We start from the raw sequence: 15,864 nt of genomic DNA on the forward strand, positions 1-15,864 counted from the left end.
GGGCGTCGATAGCCTATGGTGAAACCGGTCCCGAAGGGAGGCGTTTCATGCTGCCGGGCTGGCTGATATTGTTGGCGGCGCTGCTTTACATCATGCTGCTGTTTGCCGTGGCGAGCTATGGCGACCGGCGGGCAAAGCGCGAGCTTGCGCCGCGGTCGGGCCGCAACTTCGTCTATGCGCTGTCGCTGGCCGTCTATTGCACCTCATGGACCTATTTCGGCGGGGTCGGCCTTGCCTCAACGCGCGGGCTGGAATTTCTCGGTATCTATATCGGCCCCATTCTGGTGTTCACCGTCGGCATGCCGGTGGTCCGGCGCATCGTATCACTGGCAAAATCCGAAAAGCTCACCTCCGCGGCCGATTTCCTCGCCGCCCGCTATGGCAAGAACCCGATCGTGGCGGGACTTGTGGCGCTGATCTCGCTGGCGGCCGCCATTCCCTATATCGCGCTGCAACTGAAAGCGGTCTCGGATTCGGTTTCGGTCATGGTCGGCGGCACGGTCGATCTTTCCTCCCTCGGTGCGGCCTTCGGCGTCGGCCTGCCGCTGGTCGTCACGCTGGCGCTGGCAAGTTTTGCCATCGTCTTCGGCACTCGCCATACGGACGCGACCGAGCATCAGGACGGGCTGATCCTGGCGATCGCGATGGAATCGGTCGTCAAGCTGGTGGCCTTCGGTTCGGTGGGCCTGTTCGTGCTGTTCGTGCTGTTTGAGGGGCCGGCGGATCTTCTGGCCGCCGCCCGGGACAACGTGGCGGCGTCGGCCGCGCTCACCTATGAAACACCGATCAGCCGCTGGGTGCTGCTCACGGTGCTCTCCGGCTTTGCCATCCTGCTGTTGCCGCGCCAGTTTCATGTCACGGTCGTTGAAAACCGCAGCGAGGGGGAACTGAACCTCGCCCGTTTTCTGTTTCCCGCCTATCTGATTGCGATCAACCTTCTGGTCATGCCGGTTGCCATCGGCGGTGCGATGACACTCGGTCCGGGTGTCGATCCCGATCTTTACGTGCTGCAATTGCCGCTCACCCAGGGCCAACCGCTGATCTCGCTGGTCACCTTTCTCGGCGGGTTTTCGGCGGCAACGGCAATGGTCATCGTCGCCTCCGTGGCGCTTGCCATCATGCTGTCCAACGATATCATCACCCCGATCCTGCTCAGACGGCGGATGATTGCCGGTGAGGCGCACCGCCAGGATTTCCATTCGCTGCTGCTCAATATTCGCCGGGCCTCCATCCTCGGCGTCATGCTGCTCGGCTATGCCTATTACCGGCATATCGACGGCGACCGGGGCCTGTTTTCAATCGGGCTTCTGGCATTCGCCGCGATTGCACAGGTGGCGCCGGCATTGTTTGTCGGTCTCGTCTGGCGCACGGCCAATGCACGCGGCGCCATTCTCGGGCTTTCGCTCGGCTTTCTCACCTGGGTTTATCTCCTGTTTGTGCCAAGTCTCGGCGGTCCAGATCACTCGGCGATTGCAGGCGAGGTGATGAATTTTATCCTGCCGGGAACGGGCCTGTTCACCGGAGCGGATGCCGATGTCCTCCTGAACGTCACCTGCCTTTCGCTGCTCATCAACATGGCGGGCCTCGTCTTCGGTTCGCTCAGCCGCCAGTCCCGTCCGCTGGAGCGCATCCAGTCGGGCATTTTCGTCAAACGCCAGCCACGCTGGCAGTCGTCGGCGCGTGGAATCGGCACGGGCGTTTCCGTCGGCATGCTGCGCGAAACGCTGAACGGCTATCTCGGCACGGAACGCACCGCCCGTTCCTTTGCGACCTTCGAACGCAATGCCGGTCGCCGGATGAGCGATGACGAACAGGCCGATATGGCGCTCATTCACTTCTCCGAACAATTGCTCGGCAGCGCCATCGGCTCGTCCTCGGCGCGGCTTGTGCTGTCGCTGGTATTGCAGCGTGCGGAGGCTGCCTCGGGCGATGCCGCCTTCCTGCTCGATCAGGCAAGCGAGGCGCTGCAATATAATCAGGGCCTGTTGCAGACCGCTTTGGCCCAGATCGATCAGGGGATCGCCGTTTTCGATGCATCGAACAGGCTTACCGTCTGGAACAAGCGTTTTCGCGCGCTGCTCGATCTGCCGGAGGAAGTCGGCCAGGTGGGCTATCCGCTGATCAACATCATGGGCCGGCTGTCTTCGCGCGGGGATCTGACCGGCGACGAGGCGCGCGAGGCGCTCAGGCGTCTGCGCGCCCATGAAAGCGCCTTTCCGATGGTGCTCGACAGTGGACGGCGGATTATCGAGGTGCAGTCGCGCGCCATGCCGGAAGCCGGCATGGTCGTCACCTTCACCGACGTCACGCAACGGGTGGAAGCCGATCTGGCGCTCAAACAGGCCAATGAAACGCTGGAGCAGCGTGTTGTGGCCCGCACGGCCGAACTTACCGAGGTCAACAAGGCGCTCAGGGTTGCGCGGGCGGCGGCCGACGAAGCCAATATCGGCAAGACCCGGTTTTTTGCCGCCGCCGGTCACGATATCCTGCAGCCGCTCAATGCCGCGCGGCTTTATGCCACCGCGCTTGGCGAGCGCATGCCGGCGGAGGGGGAAGAACGCGGATTCACTGACAAGATCGATTCCGCATTGCAGTCGGTCGAGGATATTCTCGGCGCCGTTCTCGATATTTCCCGGCTCGATGCGGGCGCGATGAAACCGCATTTCACGGCCGTGAACCTCGGCGACATGCTGAAGCGGGTCGAAACCGATTTCCGCCCGCTGGCCGATGAGCGCGGACTGACATTCACGGTGGTGAAATCTTCGCTCAAGGTGCGTTCGGACACCCAGGGTCTCAGGCGGCTGGTGCAGAACCTGGTGTCGAACGCGATCAAGTATACGATGACCGGCAAGGTTCTGGTCGGCGTGCGCCGGCGCGGCGATCATGCGGTGATCGAGGTGCATGATACCGGGATCGGTATTCCGGCCTCGAAGGCGGAAACCGTGTTCGGCGAATTCACCCGTCTGGACGAAGGGGCGCGTGCCGCGCAGGGGCTTGGTCTCGGTCTTTCGATTGTCGACCGGCTTTCCCGCATGCTTGCCCATCCGGTCTCGCTGGCTTCGCGGCCGGGCGAGGGAACGGTCTTCAGGATTACCGTGCCGCTGGCCGAAGCCGGCACGGAAACAGTGGCACAGGCGGGCAGGGCGGCAGGTCGATTGCCGGATCAGGCAATTTCCGGCCTCAAGGTGCTCTGCATCGACAATGAAGTGGCCATACTGGAAGGCATGCGCGTGCTGCTCGGAGGCTGGGGGGCAGAGGTCTACACCGCCGCGAATGCCGATGCCGCCTGCGCTCTTGAAACGCGCCCCGATGTCATCATCGCCGATTATCATCTTGATGGCGGCGACAGCGGGGTGCAGGCCGTCATCAGCCTGCGGGAACATTTCGCACGCCATATCCCGGCGTTGCTCTTGACCGCCGACCGGACGCAGGATGTCCGCGATCTGGCGGTGGAAGAGGATATCGTCGTGCAGCACAAGCCGCTGAAACCGGCGCTTCTGCGCGCCTTCCTCAACCAGATCGCGATTTTTCACAGGGCGGCGGCCGAATAGGACCACCACCCCGGTGATCTACAGTGCTTCCTTCAGCTGCTTGCGCCAGCGCAGCGATGACCAGAGCGACAGTCCGATCAGGCCTGCGCCGACAAGGCCGGTTACCGCTTCGGGAATATGAACAAGCGTCTGGGTGAACATGATCACCGCCAGCACCAGGATCGCATAGAAGGCGCCATGTTCGAGAAAGCGGAAATGGGAGAGCGTCTGGCGATCAACGAGCAGGATTGTGAGCGAGCGCACATACATGGCGCCGATCCCGAGCCCGATGGCAATCACCAGCAGGTTCTTGGTGAGCGCGAAAGCGCCGACCACGCCGTCGAAGGAGAAGCTGGCATCGAGGACCTCCAGATAGATGAAGGCGCCGAGCCCGCCCTGGGCGGCCGTCTTTGCCGCCTTTGCCTGACTGGCGTCGAGAAACCCGCTCAGGATTTCGACGGCCAGAAAGGTGATCAGGCCGTAAAGAGCCGGGTAGAGGAAATCCTCGGACCGTTCTTCCGCTACAAGTCCGGAGAAGATCAGAATGACGATAAGCGCAATCCCGATTTCAATACCCTTGATCGAGGCGGAGCGTGCCATCGGCTCTTCTAGCCATGGCAGCCAGTGAACGTCCTTGTCGCAGTCGAAGAAATAGGTCAGCCCGACCATCAGCAGGAATGTTCCGCCAAAGGCGGCAATCGAAAGATGGGCGTTGTGCATGATCGCGGCGTAGGCGCGTGGCTCGGCAAAGGCGAGGTGCACTGCGGCGAAAGGGCCGATCTTTGCCGCGAGCGCGACGATGACCAGTGGAAACAGCAGCCGCATGCCGAAGACGGCAATCAGAATGCCCCAGGTCAGGAAGCGCCGCTGCCATGCATGGCTCATGGCCTTGAGCTTGTTGGCGTTGACGACGGCATTGTCGAAGGACAGCGAGATTTCAAGAACAGCCAGCACGGCCGTGATGAACAGGAAGGTGAGGGCGCCGCTGAACCCGAAGCTGAAATAACCATAGATGCTGCTGGCCAGCAGGCCGGCGACGGTGATGATGAAGGCCCATTTGAAATAGGAAAGGGTGGACGTCATGGCCGCGCCTCCGGTCTCTTAGAGGCGTGGCAACGGGTAAAAGCGCATACGTTGAACGCATGCGTCACGGGTAACGGGATTTGAAGCATGATAAACATGTCCGCCGGCTAATTTGCGGGCGGTACCGACATCACGAGAGCGCCGTCAAACTCTCGCCAGAGGGGCCCGGCACCGGGTTTGCCGTCTGCATTCCGTCAGCGTCCCCTGAAAAGAACAGGTCTTAATCCCCGTGGGAGGCGTCTCCGGCCGGCCGTTTTTGGCGGGCCGGCTCAAGAATGCGATCGACAGATACAGAGATAGCGAACCGGCACAAGGCGTCAACCCCTGCGGTCAAGGCGCAGGCAAAACCTGTCGCCGATTTCAGTGCTGGCGCGCCACAAAACGGATGATCGCCCGGTTCCCGCGACTGTCCTTTGCACAACGTCCCGTCTTCGCCGGTTTTTCAGCTTGCCGGAAAGCCGGCGGTGGTGGTAATGAACGGCGGCGGGCCGTTTCGGTTCTGCGGGTATGATGTAATGGTAGCCTGTCAGCTTCCCAAGCTGAACGCACGGGTTCGATTCCCGTTACCCGCTCCAGTGATTTCAACGCACTCAGTTTCACCCGCGATACTGCTTTTCATTCAGCCGCTTTGCGGTCGCCGATTGTTTGCCCGCGCTTCGGCGCTGGAAGCTCCTTATCCTGCGGATGTTTGGCGCCCGGCGACCTGATTGGTCCGAGGCGTTTTGGGACAGTCGGCGGTTTTGTCCGCGTCCGGTCAGAGGTTGTAATAGACCGGCGCCAGAATGGCGAAAGCGGTTGCAATGATGATCACGAGCGGAAGGCCGCCTCTCAGGAAATCTGCGAAGCTGTAGTGCCCGGGCCCCATGACCATCAGGTTGGTCTGATAGCTGATCGGCGTCGCGAACGAGCAATTGGCGGCGTAGATCACGGCGGCTGCGAAGGCGAGCGGCGGTGCGTTGATCTGATGGGCCATATTGAGGGCAATCGGCATGAAAAGCGCCGCTGCCGCGTTGTTGGAAAGAATATTGGTCATGATCGCGACGGCAACGAACAATATCGTTATCGCCATGACCGCGGATGAGCCGCCGGCGAGCGCAATGGCCCCCTGTGCAATCAGTGACGCGCCACCGGAAACCTCCAGAGCCGTTGCCAGCGCGATCGAGGCGCCAATCAGGAGAAATATCTGTCGGTCGAAGGCGCGTGCTGCCTGCTGCAAAGTCAGACATCCAGTCGCAATCATCGCCAGTGCGCCAAGCACGGCGTTGACGGCAATCGGCGAAATTCCAAGGGCCGAGAGCCCGATGACTGCAGCAAAGATGATGAAGGAAACAAGGGCGCGGCTGCGAGGCGGAACGGATTGAGCCGAATGCTCAAGCAGCAGAATATCATGATTGCCGCGCATCGACATGATGTCTTCTTCGGTGCCGCCGAGAAGAAGCGTGTCGCCGGCCTCAAGCCGCAGGAACCCGAAAGCGCCGCGCCCCATCCTGTTCTTGCGGCGGATGCCGACGATCGTGACATGAAAACGGGGCTGAATGCCACAGAAGCGAACCGTTCGGCCCTCGAACCGTGATCCCGGTGCGATGACGGCTTCGGCGAGGTGGTAATGCGGACCTTGCCGGCGACCGGCATTGATGTGCGTCTCTTCTTCCGGTTCGCCAAAGGTGACGGCTTCTCCACTGGCAATGAGATCCATAAAGGCCTTGCGGCTCCCCGAAATCTGCAGAAGGTCACCGGGCTGCAGCTTCAGATCTTCGCTGAAGGGTGGGAAAAGCACCTTGTTTTCGCCGCCTGCACCGCGAACGATCGAGTGCAGGGAGAATGGTCTGAGTTGAGGAAAGAAACCTGTTATCGGCAGCAGCCCGGCAAAGCGGCTTTCTGCGGCGATGGCGATTTCTCCGATGAACTGACCGCCGTCACCGTCCATGTTTGTGCGCAGTTCGGTCTGTCGCGCGCCGAGAAGCCGCGGCAGGAACAAAAGCACATAAGCATATCCGATCAGCGCCAGGATGATGCCCATGCCGGTGATATCGAAAAATCCGATTTCAAGGCCGCTGTCGGCAGCCATGCCGACGGCGATCATATTCGTCGACGAACCGATGACGGTTGTCATGCCGCCGAGGATCGTGATGAACGAGAGCGGCATGAATATCTGGTAGGCCGGCAACCGAAAGGTCGCGGCAAGCGACGTGAGTACCGGAATGAAGATGACGACCACAGGCGTATTGTTCAGGAACGCGGAAATTGATCCCGCCACCACAAGGATGATTGCCACCCCCATACGCGGACGACTGCCGCACAGCCTCCCGACATGGCGGGTGATGCCCTCCATCGCATCGGTGGCAAAAAGACCTTTCCCGACAATCAGAAGCGCCAGAACCGTGACAAGTGCGGGCGAGGAGAAGCCGGATAGCAGTTCCGTCAGGCTCAGCGTTTGGCCGGCAGTCCCCTCGTAAGGAACGATGCCGTAGATCAGAAAAAGAGCCGCGAGCACGCCCAACGAGATGGATTCAATCGAAAACCTGTCGAGCGCGAACATAATGATCGCCCCGAACACGACCAGGAATGTCGAAATCAGATAGAATTGATCCACGGTGTGGTAACCCGAAATTTTAAACTAAAAAATGTATTTCTTATAATTTCATACAGGATTATCAAAATCTTTATCCGAGCGCCATGGCCGCGCTGATCGGCGTGGTTTCAGCAAACAGTCTTTTTGAAACATATCAGAGATATCTGCCTCGCACGGCTAATTCGCCCCTACGTGCCCGCTTGCGTTCAGCCAACTTATATGAAAATATCCTTATAGAAGCGCAAATTCTTTTTAAAGCCATATTGAAATCTGTAAGTGGCCCGAAGCAGGATGAGTGTTGGTGTCTGCGTGGTGCCGATCTGTTTTGAAGGCGAATTTCGATCTGAATATTTTTTTGCCATAGAATTTTTTTTTATAAACTGCAGACAGTATAGTTGATTTGAGAGTTTTCGCAGAAAACGCATAATTCTAAAGGTCTATCCCTAAATCGCTTTTGAAATTCAATTTCAGGAATAGTAATGTCCCTTACGCACCTGCAACGGTTGGAAGCAGAATCCATCCATATTTTCCGTGAGGTCGCCGCGACGTTTTCACGGCCGGTTATGTTGTATTCGATCGGCAAGGATTCGTCGGTGATGATGCATCTGGCGATGAAGGCCTTTTATCCGGCCAAGCCGCCTTTTCCTTTCCTTCATGTCGATACTACCTGGAAATTCAAGGCGATGTACGATTTCCGCGCCAAGATGGCGAAGGATCTCGGCATTGATCTTCTGGTGCATATCAATCCGGAAGGCGTCGAAGGGAATGTCAACCCGTTCGATCACGGCTCGAACACCCATACGCATATCTGGAAAACCGTCGGTCTCAGGCAGGCGCTCGATAAATATGGTTTCGACGCGGCTTTTGGTGGCGCGCGGCGCGATGAGGAGAAATCCCGCGCCAAGGAACGTATCTTTTCCTTCCGTAATGCCCAGCATGCCTGGGATCCGAAAAGCCAGCGTCCGGAGATGTGGAAGACCTACAACACCCGCGTTGGCAAGGGGGAATCGATCCGCGTCTTTCCGCTGTCGAACTGGACCGAGCTCGACATCTGGCAGTACATCATGAAGGAGAATATCCCGATTGTGCCGCTTTATTATGCGGCCAAACGTCCCGTCGTTGAAAGGGATGGCGCGCTGATCATGGTGGATGACGATCGCATGCCCATCGGACCCGACGAAAAGGTCGAGGAAAAGATGGTGCGCTTCCGTACACTCGGTTGCTACCCGCTGACAGGTGCGGTGGAATCCGAAGCCGATGATCTGCAGGGCATCGTTCGCGAAATGCTGACGGCGCGCACCTCCGAGCGTCAGGGCCGCATGATCGACAAGGATGAAGCCGGGTCGATGGAGAAGAAGAAGCGCGAGGGGTATTTCTGATGAATGAGTTGACCGATTTTTCCGGCGACATGATCGAATATCTCGCCGAGCAGGAAAAGAAGTCGCTGTTGCGTTTTCTGACCTGCGGCTCCGTTGATGACGGTAAATCGACGCTCATCGGACGACTTCTTTACGATACCAAGCTGATTTTCGAAGACCAGCTTGCCTCGCTCGAAAGTGACAGCGCCAAGCATGGCACGACGGGGACGGACATCGACTTTGCGCTGCTGGTCGACGGGCTTGAATCCGAGCGCGAGCAAGGCATCACGATTGACGTTGCCTACCGCTTCTTCGCCACCGCAAAGCGCAAGTTCATTGTTGCCGATACGCCTGGCCACGAGGAATATACACGCAATATGGCGACCGGTGCCTCTACGGCCGATCTCGCCGTTGTGCTGGTCGACAGCCGTCAGGGCATTTTGCGCCAGACACGCCGCCATTCCTATATCGCCTCGCTGCTCGGCATCCGCCACATCGTGGTTGCGATCAACAAAATCGACCTGATGGACTACTCGCAGGAAGTCTACGACAAGATCGTCGCCGACTATCTGGATTTCGCCAAGGATCTCGGCTTTGAAACGATCGTGCCGATCCCGATGTCGGCGCGCTATGGCGACAATGTCACGATGCCGTCTGAAAACATGCCGTGGTATACGGGTCCGGTCCTGCTTGATCATCTTGAAACGGTTCCGGTCGAATCCGATCTCATTGAAAAACCGTTCCGGATGCCGGTACAACTTGTCACCCGGCCGAACCTGAATTTCCGCGGCTTTTCCGGTGAGCTCGCCTCGGGCAAGGTTTCTGTCGGTGATACGGTGACGGTTGCCAAATCGGGACAGTCCTCCAAGATCAAACAGATTTCCACCATGGATGGTGATCTTGAGAGCGCAGAGGCCGGCCAGGCCGTAACCCTGGCGCTCGAAGACGAGATTGAAGTCTCCCGCGGCAATATCCTTGTTGCGCCGGAAGCGCGCCCGAACGTGGCCGACCAGTTCCAGGCAAAGATCATCTGGTTCGACGCTGACGCGATGATCCCTGGACGCTCCTACATCCTGCGCACCGAAGCCGACTCCACGCCTGCGACCGTCACGGCGCTGAAATACCATGTCAACGTCAACACCTTCGCCCATGAAGCGGCCAAGGCGTTGAACATGAACGAGGTCGGTGTCTGCAATATATCGACCCAGGCGCCGATCGTCTTCGACGCCTATAAGGACAATCGCACGACGGGCAATTTCGTCATCATCGACCGCCTTTCCAACAAGACCGTTGGCGCGGGCATGATCGATTTCCCGCTTCGGCGTTCGCAGAACGTTCACTGGCAGGCCGTCGAGGTCAACAAGCAGGCGCATGCAGACCTGAAGGCACAGAAGCCGGCCGTGCTCTGGTTCACCGGGCTGTCCGGTTCGGGCAAGTCCACGGTTGCCAATGCGCTGGAAAAAATCCTCCATGCCAAGGGCAAGCACACCTATATGCTCGACGGCGACAACATCCGCCACGGCCTCAACCGGGACCTCGGCTTTACCGCTGAAGACCGCGTCGAAAATATCCGCCGTGTCGCGGAAGTCGCGCGCCTGATGGCCGATGCCGGCCTGATCGTGCTGGTCTCGTTCATCTCGCCATTCCGCTCCGAGCGCCGGCTTGCGCGTGAAATGATGGATGATGGTGAATTTGTCGAAATCTTCGTCGATACGCCTTTGGAAGTCTGCGCCGAACGAGACCCCAAGGGCCTCTACAAGAAGGCGCAGGCGGGTGAGATCGACAACTTCACGGGCATTTCCTCTCCCTATGAAACACCGGAAAATCCGGAGGTTCATCTCCACACTGTCGGTCATGATCCCTTCGAACTGGCCGGACGGATCGAGGAATACCTGTCGAAGCTTGAGCAGAAGGATTGAGAGTGATGGCAGATATGAACCAGGTCTTTCTGGATGCCGCGCTTGAAGCCGGCGACGCAATCATGACCGTTTACGAGAACGGCATCGAGGTATCCTACAAGGATGATGCATCCCCCGTTACGGTCGCCGACGAAAAGGCCGAGGAGATTATCCTCTGCCACCTCAACAAGGCATTTCCCGATATTCCGGTGGTTGCGGAAGAATCTGTCGCCGCCGGACGCGTGCCGGATATCTCCGGCTCATCTTTCTTTCTGGTTGACCCTCTCGATGGCACCAAGGAGTTCATCAACAAGCGCGAGGACTTTACTGTCAATATCGCGCTGATCGAAGATGGCGCTCCGGTTGCCGGTATTGTCTACGCACCTGCCAAAGGGGTCGCTTATCGGACCACGCAGGGTGGTGCGGAAAAGTTGGATGTCAGCGATGGCAAGGTTGCCGGATCGGCTGCGATCGCCTGCAGGACAAAAGGCAAGGAACTGGTGGCGGTGGCCAGCCGTTCGCACAACAGTCCTGAAACCGAAGCATTCATGCAGGAAATTGGTGTGACCGATTTCACCTCGGTCGGTTCCTCCCTGAAGTTCTGTATTGTTGCCGAGGGGCTTGCCGACGTCTATCCGCGCTTCGGCCGGACCATGGAATGGGACACGGCTGCCGGCGATGCGGTTTTGCGCGCCGCCGGTGGCATGACCTACCGCACGGACAACGCAATATTTGTTTATGGCAAGATCAACCAGGATAGCGACAGTGATTTTGCCAATCCCTTTTTTGTCGGATGGGGTTCGAAGACCGATTTGAACTGAATATCGCGGAATGAAATCATCATGATTTCCGCCTGATTGTGTTATAATTGATTTTTATTTTTAATATTCACGATAACCACAACGGATAACGATGCTCATATGCGTCTTCTTATTGTAGGCATTAATTATTCTCCGGAAATTATTTCGACCGCAGTTTACACATCCGGTTTGGCCGAGCATTTCGCGAGCGAAGGCATCAGGACGGATGTTGTCACCGCATTGCCCTACTATCCTTGCTGGAAGGTCTTTGAGGGATGGAGGGGTATACGGTGGCGTCGTGAGCAGAGCGAAAGTGGTGTCCGGGCCGTCCATTGTCCGCTTTACGTCCCGAAGAACCCCACAGGCATAAGACGTATTCTGCATCATGCCAGCTTCGCGGTGACGGCGCTGCCCGTTGTTTTCTGGAAGGCTCTGACCGGTCGGCCTGATGTTGTGTTCGTTGTCGCGCCTTCGATGGTGTCTGCGCCTGTCGGTTGGCTCGGCGCCCGGCTGTGCGGCGCGAAGGCCTGGCTTCACATCCAGGATTATGAAGTCGAAGCGGCATTTGCGACCGGGCTGATCAAGGAAGACAGCCGTATCGGGCGCGTGGCGAGAGCTTTCGAACGTTTTGTCCTGACGCGTTTTGATCGCATCAGTTCCATCTCCAAGCCAATGGTCGACAAGCTTCGAAGGAAGAATGTGTCCGAAGAACGGATTTACGAGTTACGAAACTGGGCGAACCTTGAAAAAATTCGTCCCGTTGATGGCACCTCGCCGCTCAAGGCGGAACTGGGGGTCACGACACCCTATGTGGCGCTTTATTCGGGAAACCTTGCAAATAAGCAGGGGTTGGAAATTCTGGTCGAGGTTGCCCGGCGGCTCCAGCACCGCAGCGATCTGACCATCGTTGTGTGCGGAGACGGTCCCATGCGGTCCGAACTGGTTCGTGCAAGCGAAGATCTTCCGATGATACGCTTTTTCCCTCTGCAGCCGGTCGAAAAGCTGAGTGACCTTCTGGGAATGGCCGATGTACACTTGCTGCCGCAGATCGCCGGCGCCGCTGATCTGGTGCTGCCGTCGAAACTGACGAATATGCTGGCGTCAGGGCGTCCCGTGATTGCGACTGCTATGCCCGATACCGCTCTTGCCCATGAGGTTGAAGGTGCCGGAATTGTTGTTTCGCCCGGTGACAGCGAGGCCATGGCAGCTGCGCTTGAGGAACTGCTGGAGCAGCCGGACAGGAGAGCGGCACTTGGCCAGATGGCCCGCGAGCGAGCGCTGGCGCGATGGGACATGACAGCGATCCTGGATCGCCTGAAAAGCCAATTTGAAATGTTAATCGGAACGCCAAGAAGAGCAGGTACAGGACCTGAAAACGTGAGGAAATTTCAATGAAAAAAGCGTTGATTACCGGGATTACTGGACAGGACGGTTCCTACCTTACCGAGCTTCTTCTGGAAAAGGGCTACGAGGTGCACGGTATCAAGCGCCGTGCGTCGCTTTTCAATACCCAGCGCGTCGATCATCTGTATCAAGACCCGCATATGAATGATACGCGGCTGAAATTGCATTACGGCGATCTCTCCGATACGTCGAACCTGACCAGGATCATCCGCGACATCGAGCCGGATGAAGTCTACAACCTCGGCGCCCAGTCGCATGTTGCGGTCTCGTTTGAAGCCCCTGAATATACGGCCGACGTCGATGCGGTAGGAACGCTGCGTATTCTCGAAGCCATCCGTTTTCTGGGGCTTGAAAAGAAGACCCGGTTCTATCAGGCCTCCACATCGGAATTGTTCGGGCTCGTACAGGAAATTCCGCAGCGCGAGACGACACCGTTTTATCCGCGTTCGCCCTATGCCGTCGCCAAAATGTACGCTTATTGGATCGCGGTGAACTATCGCGAATCCTACGATATGTTTGCCTGTAACGGGATCCTGTTCAATCATGAAAGCCCGCGCCGCGGTGAGACGTTCGTGACGCGCAAGATCACACGCGGTCTTTCGAATATCGCTATGGGCCTGGAGCCCTGCCTTTACATGGGCAATATCGACAGTCTTCGCGACTGGGGGCACGCCAAGGATTATGTCCGTATGCAGTGGATGATGCTGCAGCAGGATGCGCCGGAGGATTTCGTCATCGCGACCGGAGTTCAATATTCGGTCCGCGAGTTCATTACCTGGGCCGCTGCCGATCTCGGTATTACCGTTGAATTTTCCGGCGACGGTGTCGAGGAAACCGGTACGGTGACCAAGGTCGAAGGCGATCTGGCCCCGGCCGTCGAACCCGGACAGGTCATCGTCAGGATCGACCCGCGTTATTTCCGTCCCGCCGAAGTGGACACGCTTCTGGGGGATCCCTCGAAAGCAAAGGAAAAGCTCGGATGGGTGCCGGAGATTACGGCTCGGGAAATGTGCCGCGAAATGGTGGCAGCCGACCACAAGGCCGCCCGTCGTCATGCTCTGCTGAAGGAGCACGGTCTGGAATTGCCGGTGAGTGTAGAAGGTTAGTTTTCAATCAAGTTGCAGTCAGGCGCGTGTAGGGTGTGTCTGACTCGGATGTCTGGGAAGGCATACTCATGATAGCAAACATTCAGACATTGCGAGCTTTTGCTGCGACAGCTGTCGTTTGCTTTCATGTTGTCGGGATTGCCGAAAATTACGGATTCCCGACAGAACTCGGCAGGCTGTTTGTGCCCTGGGGCGCTGGCGGAGTTGATATCTTCTTCGTGATCTCCGGTTTTCTGATGGTCTATATCCAGCAGCGGCGGCCGAAAAGTCCGATGGCATTCATGTGGAATCGCGCCGTTCGCATTCTGCCGCTTTACTGGTCGCTAACGCTCCTGATTATCGCCTTGCAGATTTTGGCACCGTTCGTTTTCAGGTCGAACTTTGTCACGATGGAGACAATTGTAGCGTCACTCGGGTTCATCTCGATATATACGACAGGCTCGCCGATCATATATGTCGGCTGGAGTCTCGAATATGAGATTCTGTTCTACATCATCTTTTCCTTGGCTATTTTTGCTCCGAAGCTTCGTTATGGTGCGCTCATCGTCGGAGCTGCCCTGGTTCTTCTTGTCTTGGCTGGAATATTGAAGCCGCTGGCGTTCGAATTTCTGTTCGGCATGGGGCTGGCATTTCTTTTCAGGAAGGAAACCTGGAATACCAGGCCGGTATACGCTTCCATTCTCCTTTGCGGTGGTCTTCTTCTGCTTTTTTTCAGTTCTGTTTTCATGCAGGGAGAGCAGATGCGGCTGATTTACTGGGGGATTCCTGCCGTTTTGATCGTGGCTGGAGCGCTTCTGCTGCCGCAATGGAGTTCACCCCTGGCGCTGCTTCTGGGTAATGCTTCCTATGCCATCTATCTCGTTCAGGTCCTGACGCTGCCGGTGCTCTTTAAAGCTGGCGTCATTGTCGGATTGCCATCGTCAGCTGGCTATGTACTCGCATTTGCTTCCATTGCATTCACGCTGGTCTTCGGGTGCGCGACCCACCTTCTGCTGGAAAAGCCCCTCGACAGGCTTTTCCGCAAGACGCTCCCCGCCTTTTTTCGTGAAGCCAGACCAAGGAAGGCGAATACTGTTTCGTCGAAAAACAGTGTGGGTGAGTGAGTTATGCTTATGTGTCTTAAACAATTTCTGACGGATGTGCCCCGCGAGTCGTTCGATAGAAAAGGATTTTTCAATGAGTTATGATTTAGCCGGCAAGCGAATCTGGGTCGCAGGACATCGCGGAATGGTCGGTGGCGCAGTCGTCAGGAGACTGGCCGAGGAGGAGTGCGAGGTCATCACCGCAGGTCGCGAGGTTGTCGATCTTCTCGACCAGAGAGCGGTCAAAGACTATATGGACAAGACTAGACCGGATGCCGTCATTATCGCTGCAGCGAAGGTCGGAGGCATTCTGGCCAATGACACGCATCCTGTGGACTTCCTCTACGATAATCTCATGATCGAGATGAATCTCATTCACGCCGCGCACCAGGCCGATGTGGAGCGTGTCCTGTTTCTGGGGTCCTCGTGTATTTACCCGAAGATGGCCCCCCAACCGATCCCCGAGGACTCCTTGCTGACAGGCCCGCTTGAGCCGACAAACGAATGGTACGCCATTGCCAAGATCGCGGGGATCAAGTTGTGTCAGGCACATCGGAAGCAGTATGGTCGTGACTGGATCTCGGCGATGCCTACCAATCTTTACGGGCCTGGTGACAACTACGATCTCAAGTCGTCACACGTGCTTCCGGCGCTTCTGCGCAAGTTTCATGAAGCAAAGCTGTCGGGGCAAAAGGAGGTCGTGGTCTGGGGCTCGGGGACGCCTTTGCGTGAATTTTTGCACTGCGATGATCTGGCCGATGCACTGGTCTTTCTGCTGAAGGAATATTCCGGTTACGAGCACATCAATGTCGGTTCCGGCGTTGAGGTGACGATCCGGGAACTGGCGGAGACGATTGCAGACGTCGTGGGCTACGAGGCGACCCTGACATTCGATAGCACCAAGCCTGATGGCACACCGCGTAAATTGATGGACAGCGGAAGGCTAAACGCCATGGGGTGGAATAATGTCCGTTCACTGAAAGACGGTCTCAGGCAAACCTACGATCTCTTTCTGAGGGAAAGGGTCTAAA

11 protein-coding genes and 1 tRNA gene are annotated in these 15,864 nt (G+C 57.4%); 10 read left to right on the top strand and 2 right to left on the bottom strand.

Features of this window, described 5'->3' with window-relative positions:
- Positions 1-47 precede the first annotated feature (47 nt).
- Positions 48-3,551, top strand: a complete 3,504-nt coding sequence (locus ABID12_RS02065) for a PAS domain-containing hybrid sensor histidine kinase/response regulator (RefSeq protein WP_354432899.1) — start codon at positions 48-50, stop codon at positions 3,549-3,551.
- An 18-nt stretch (positions 3,552-3,569) separates the two neighbouring features.
- On the opposite strand, the gene ABID12_RS02070 is transcribed toward ABID12_RS02065, so the two are convergent.
- Positions 3,570-4,613 (bottom strand): DUF475 domain-containing protein, encoded by a 1,044-nt coding sequence (locus ABID12_RS02070; RefSeq protein WP_106307833.1) that lies wholly within the window; start codon positions 4,611-4,613, stop codon positions 3,570-3,572.
- A gap of 501 nt (positions 4,614-5,114) precedes the next feature.
- On the opposite strand from ABID12_RS02070, the gene ABID12_RS02075 reads away from it, so the two are divergent.
- Positions 5,115-5,188, top strand: a tRNA-Gly gene (locus ABID12_RS02075).
- Positions 5,189-5,367: 179 nt separating this feature from the next.
- On the opposite strand, the gene ABID12_RS02080 is transcribed toward ABID12_RS02075, so the two are convergent.
- Entirely contained in the window at positions 5,368-7,206 is a 1,839-nt protein-coding gene (locus tag ABID12_RS02080; protein ID WP_354432900.1) for an SLC13 family permease, read from the bottom strand.
- Between the two features lie 83 nt (positions 7,207-7,289).
- On the opposite strand from ABID12_RS02080, the gene ABID12_RS02085 reads away from it, so the two are divergent.
- The 8 genes from ABID12_RS02085 to fcl all read left to right on the top strand — a co-directional run bounded on the left by ABID12_RS02085 (position 7,290) and on the right by fcl (position 15,863).
- Entirely contained in the window at positions 7,290-7,514 is a 225-nt protein-coding gene (locus ABID12_RS02085; RefSeq protein ID WP_354432901.1) for a hypothetical protein, read from the top strand.
- Positions 7,515-7,658: 144 nt separating this feature from the next.
- Positions 7,659-8,564 (top strand): sulfate adenylyltransferase subunit CysD, encoded by a 906-nt coding sequence (gene cysD / locus ABID12_RS02090; protein WP_106307762.1) that lies wholly within the window; start codon positions 7,659-7,661, stop codon positions 8,562-8,564.
- Positions 8,564-10,462, top strand: coding sequence for a bifunctional sulfate adenylyltransferase/adenylyl-sulfate kinase NodQ (gene nodQ, locus ABID12_RS02095; protein WP_354432902.1), 1,899 nt, complete (start codon positions 8,564-8,566; stop codon positions 10,460-10,462). The genes cysD and nodQ overlap by 1 nt, the downstream gene beginning before the upstream one ends.
- Positions 10,463-10,476: 14 nt before the next feature.
- Positions 10,477-11,262: a 3'(2'),5'-bisphosphate nucleotidase CysQ gene (gene cysQ, locus ABID12_RS02100; protein ID WP_354432955.1), complete on the top strand. Its 786-nt coding sequence runs from the start codon at positions 10,477-10,479 to the stop codon at positions 11,260-11,262.
- A 99-nt stretch (positions 11,263-11,361) separates the two neighbouring features.
- On the top strand, positions 11,362-12,636 hold the full coding sequence (locus ABID12_RS02105; protein WP_354432903.1) for a WcaI family glycosyltransferase: 1,275 nt from the start codon (positions 11,362-11,364) through the stop codon (positions 12,634-12,636).
- On the top strand, positions 12,633-13,751 hold the full coding sequence (gene gmd / locus ABID12_RS02110; protein WP_354432904.1) for a GDP-mannose 4,6-dehydratase: 1,119 nt from the start codon (positions 12,633-12,635) through the stop codon (positions 13,749-13,751). Before ABID12_RS02105 ends, gmd begins: the two co-directional genes overlap by 4 nt.
- Before the next feature lie 68 nt (positions 13,752-13,819).
- The gene (locus ABID12_RS02115) at positions 13,820-14,854 is read left to right on the top strand and encodes an acyltransferase family protein (protein WP_354432905.1); all 1,035 of its coding nucleotides are present in this window, start codon (positions 13,820-13,822) and stop codon (positions 14,852-14,854) included.
- A 73-nt stretch (positions 14,855-14,927) separates the two neighbouring features.
- Positions 14,928-15,863 carry a GDP-L-fucose synthase gene (gene fcl / locus ABID12_RS02120; RefSeq protein WP_354432906.1) on the top strand — a complete coding sequence of 312 codons (936 nt, stop codon included), beginning with the start codon at positions 14,928-14,930 and terminating at the stop codon, positions 15,861-15,863.
- Position 15,864 lies beyond the last annotated feature (1 nt).

Source organism: Martelella mangrovi (assembly GCF_040545495.1).
GTDB classification, from domain to species: domain Bacteria; phylum Pseudomonadota; class Alphaproteobacteria; order Rhizobiales; family Rhizobiaceae; genus Martelella; species Martelella mangrovi.

Bases quoted from the DNA above. Each gene is read 5' to 3' on its own strand.
- ABID12_RS02065 (WP_354432899.1), top strand. From the start codon at position 48: ATGCTGCCGGGCTGGCTGATATTGTTGGCGGCGCTGCTTTACATCATG.
- ABID12_RS02070 (WP_106307833.1), bottom strand. From the start codon at position 4,613: ATGACGTCCACCCTTTCCTATTTCAAATGGGCCTTCATCATCACCGTC.
- ABID12_RS02085 (WP_354432901.1), top strand. From the start codon at position 7,290: ATGGCCGCGCTGATCGGCGTGGTTTCAGCAAACAGTCTTTTTGAAACA.
- nodQ (WP_354432902.1), top strand. From the start codon at position 8,564: ATGAATGAGTTGACCGATTTTTCCGGCGACATGATCGAATATCTCGCC.
- cysQ (WP_354432955.1), top strand. From the start codon at position 10,477: ATGAACCAGGTCTTTCTGGATGCCGCGCTTGAAGCCGGCGACGCAATC.
- ABID12_RS02105 (WP_354432903.1), top strand. From the start codon at position 11,362: ATGCGTCTTCTTATTGTAGGCATTAATTATTCTCCGGAAATTATTTCG.
- gmd (WP_354432904.1), top strand. From the start codon at position 12,633: ATGAAAAAAGCGTTGATTACCGGGATTACTGGACAGGACGGTTCCTAC.
- ABID12_RS02115 (WP_354432905.1), top strand. From the start codon at position 13,820: ATGATAGCAAACATTCAGACATTGCGAGCTTTTGCTGCGACAGCTGTC.
- fcl (WP_354432906.1), top strand. From the start codon at position 14,928: ATGAGTTATGATTTAGCCGGCAAGCGAATCTGGGTCGCAGGACATCGC.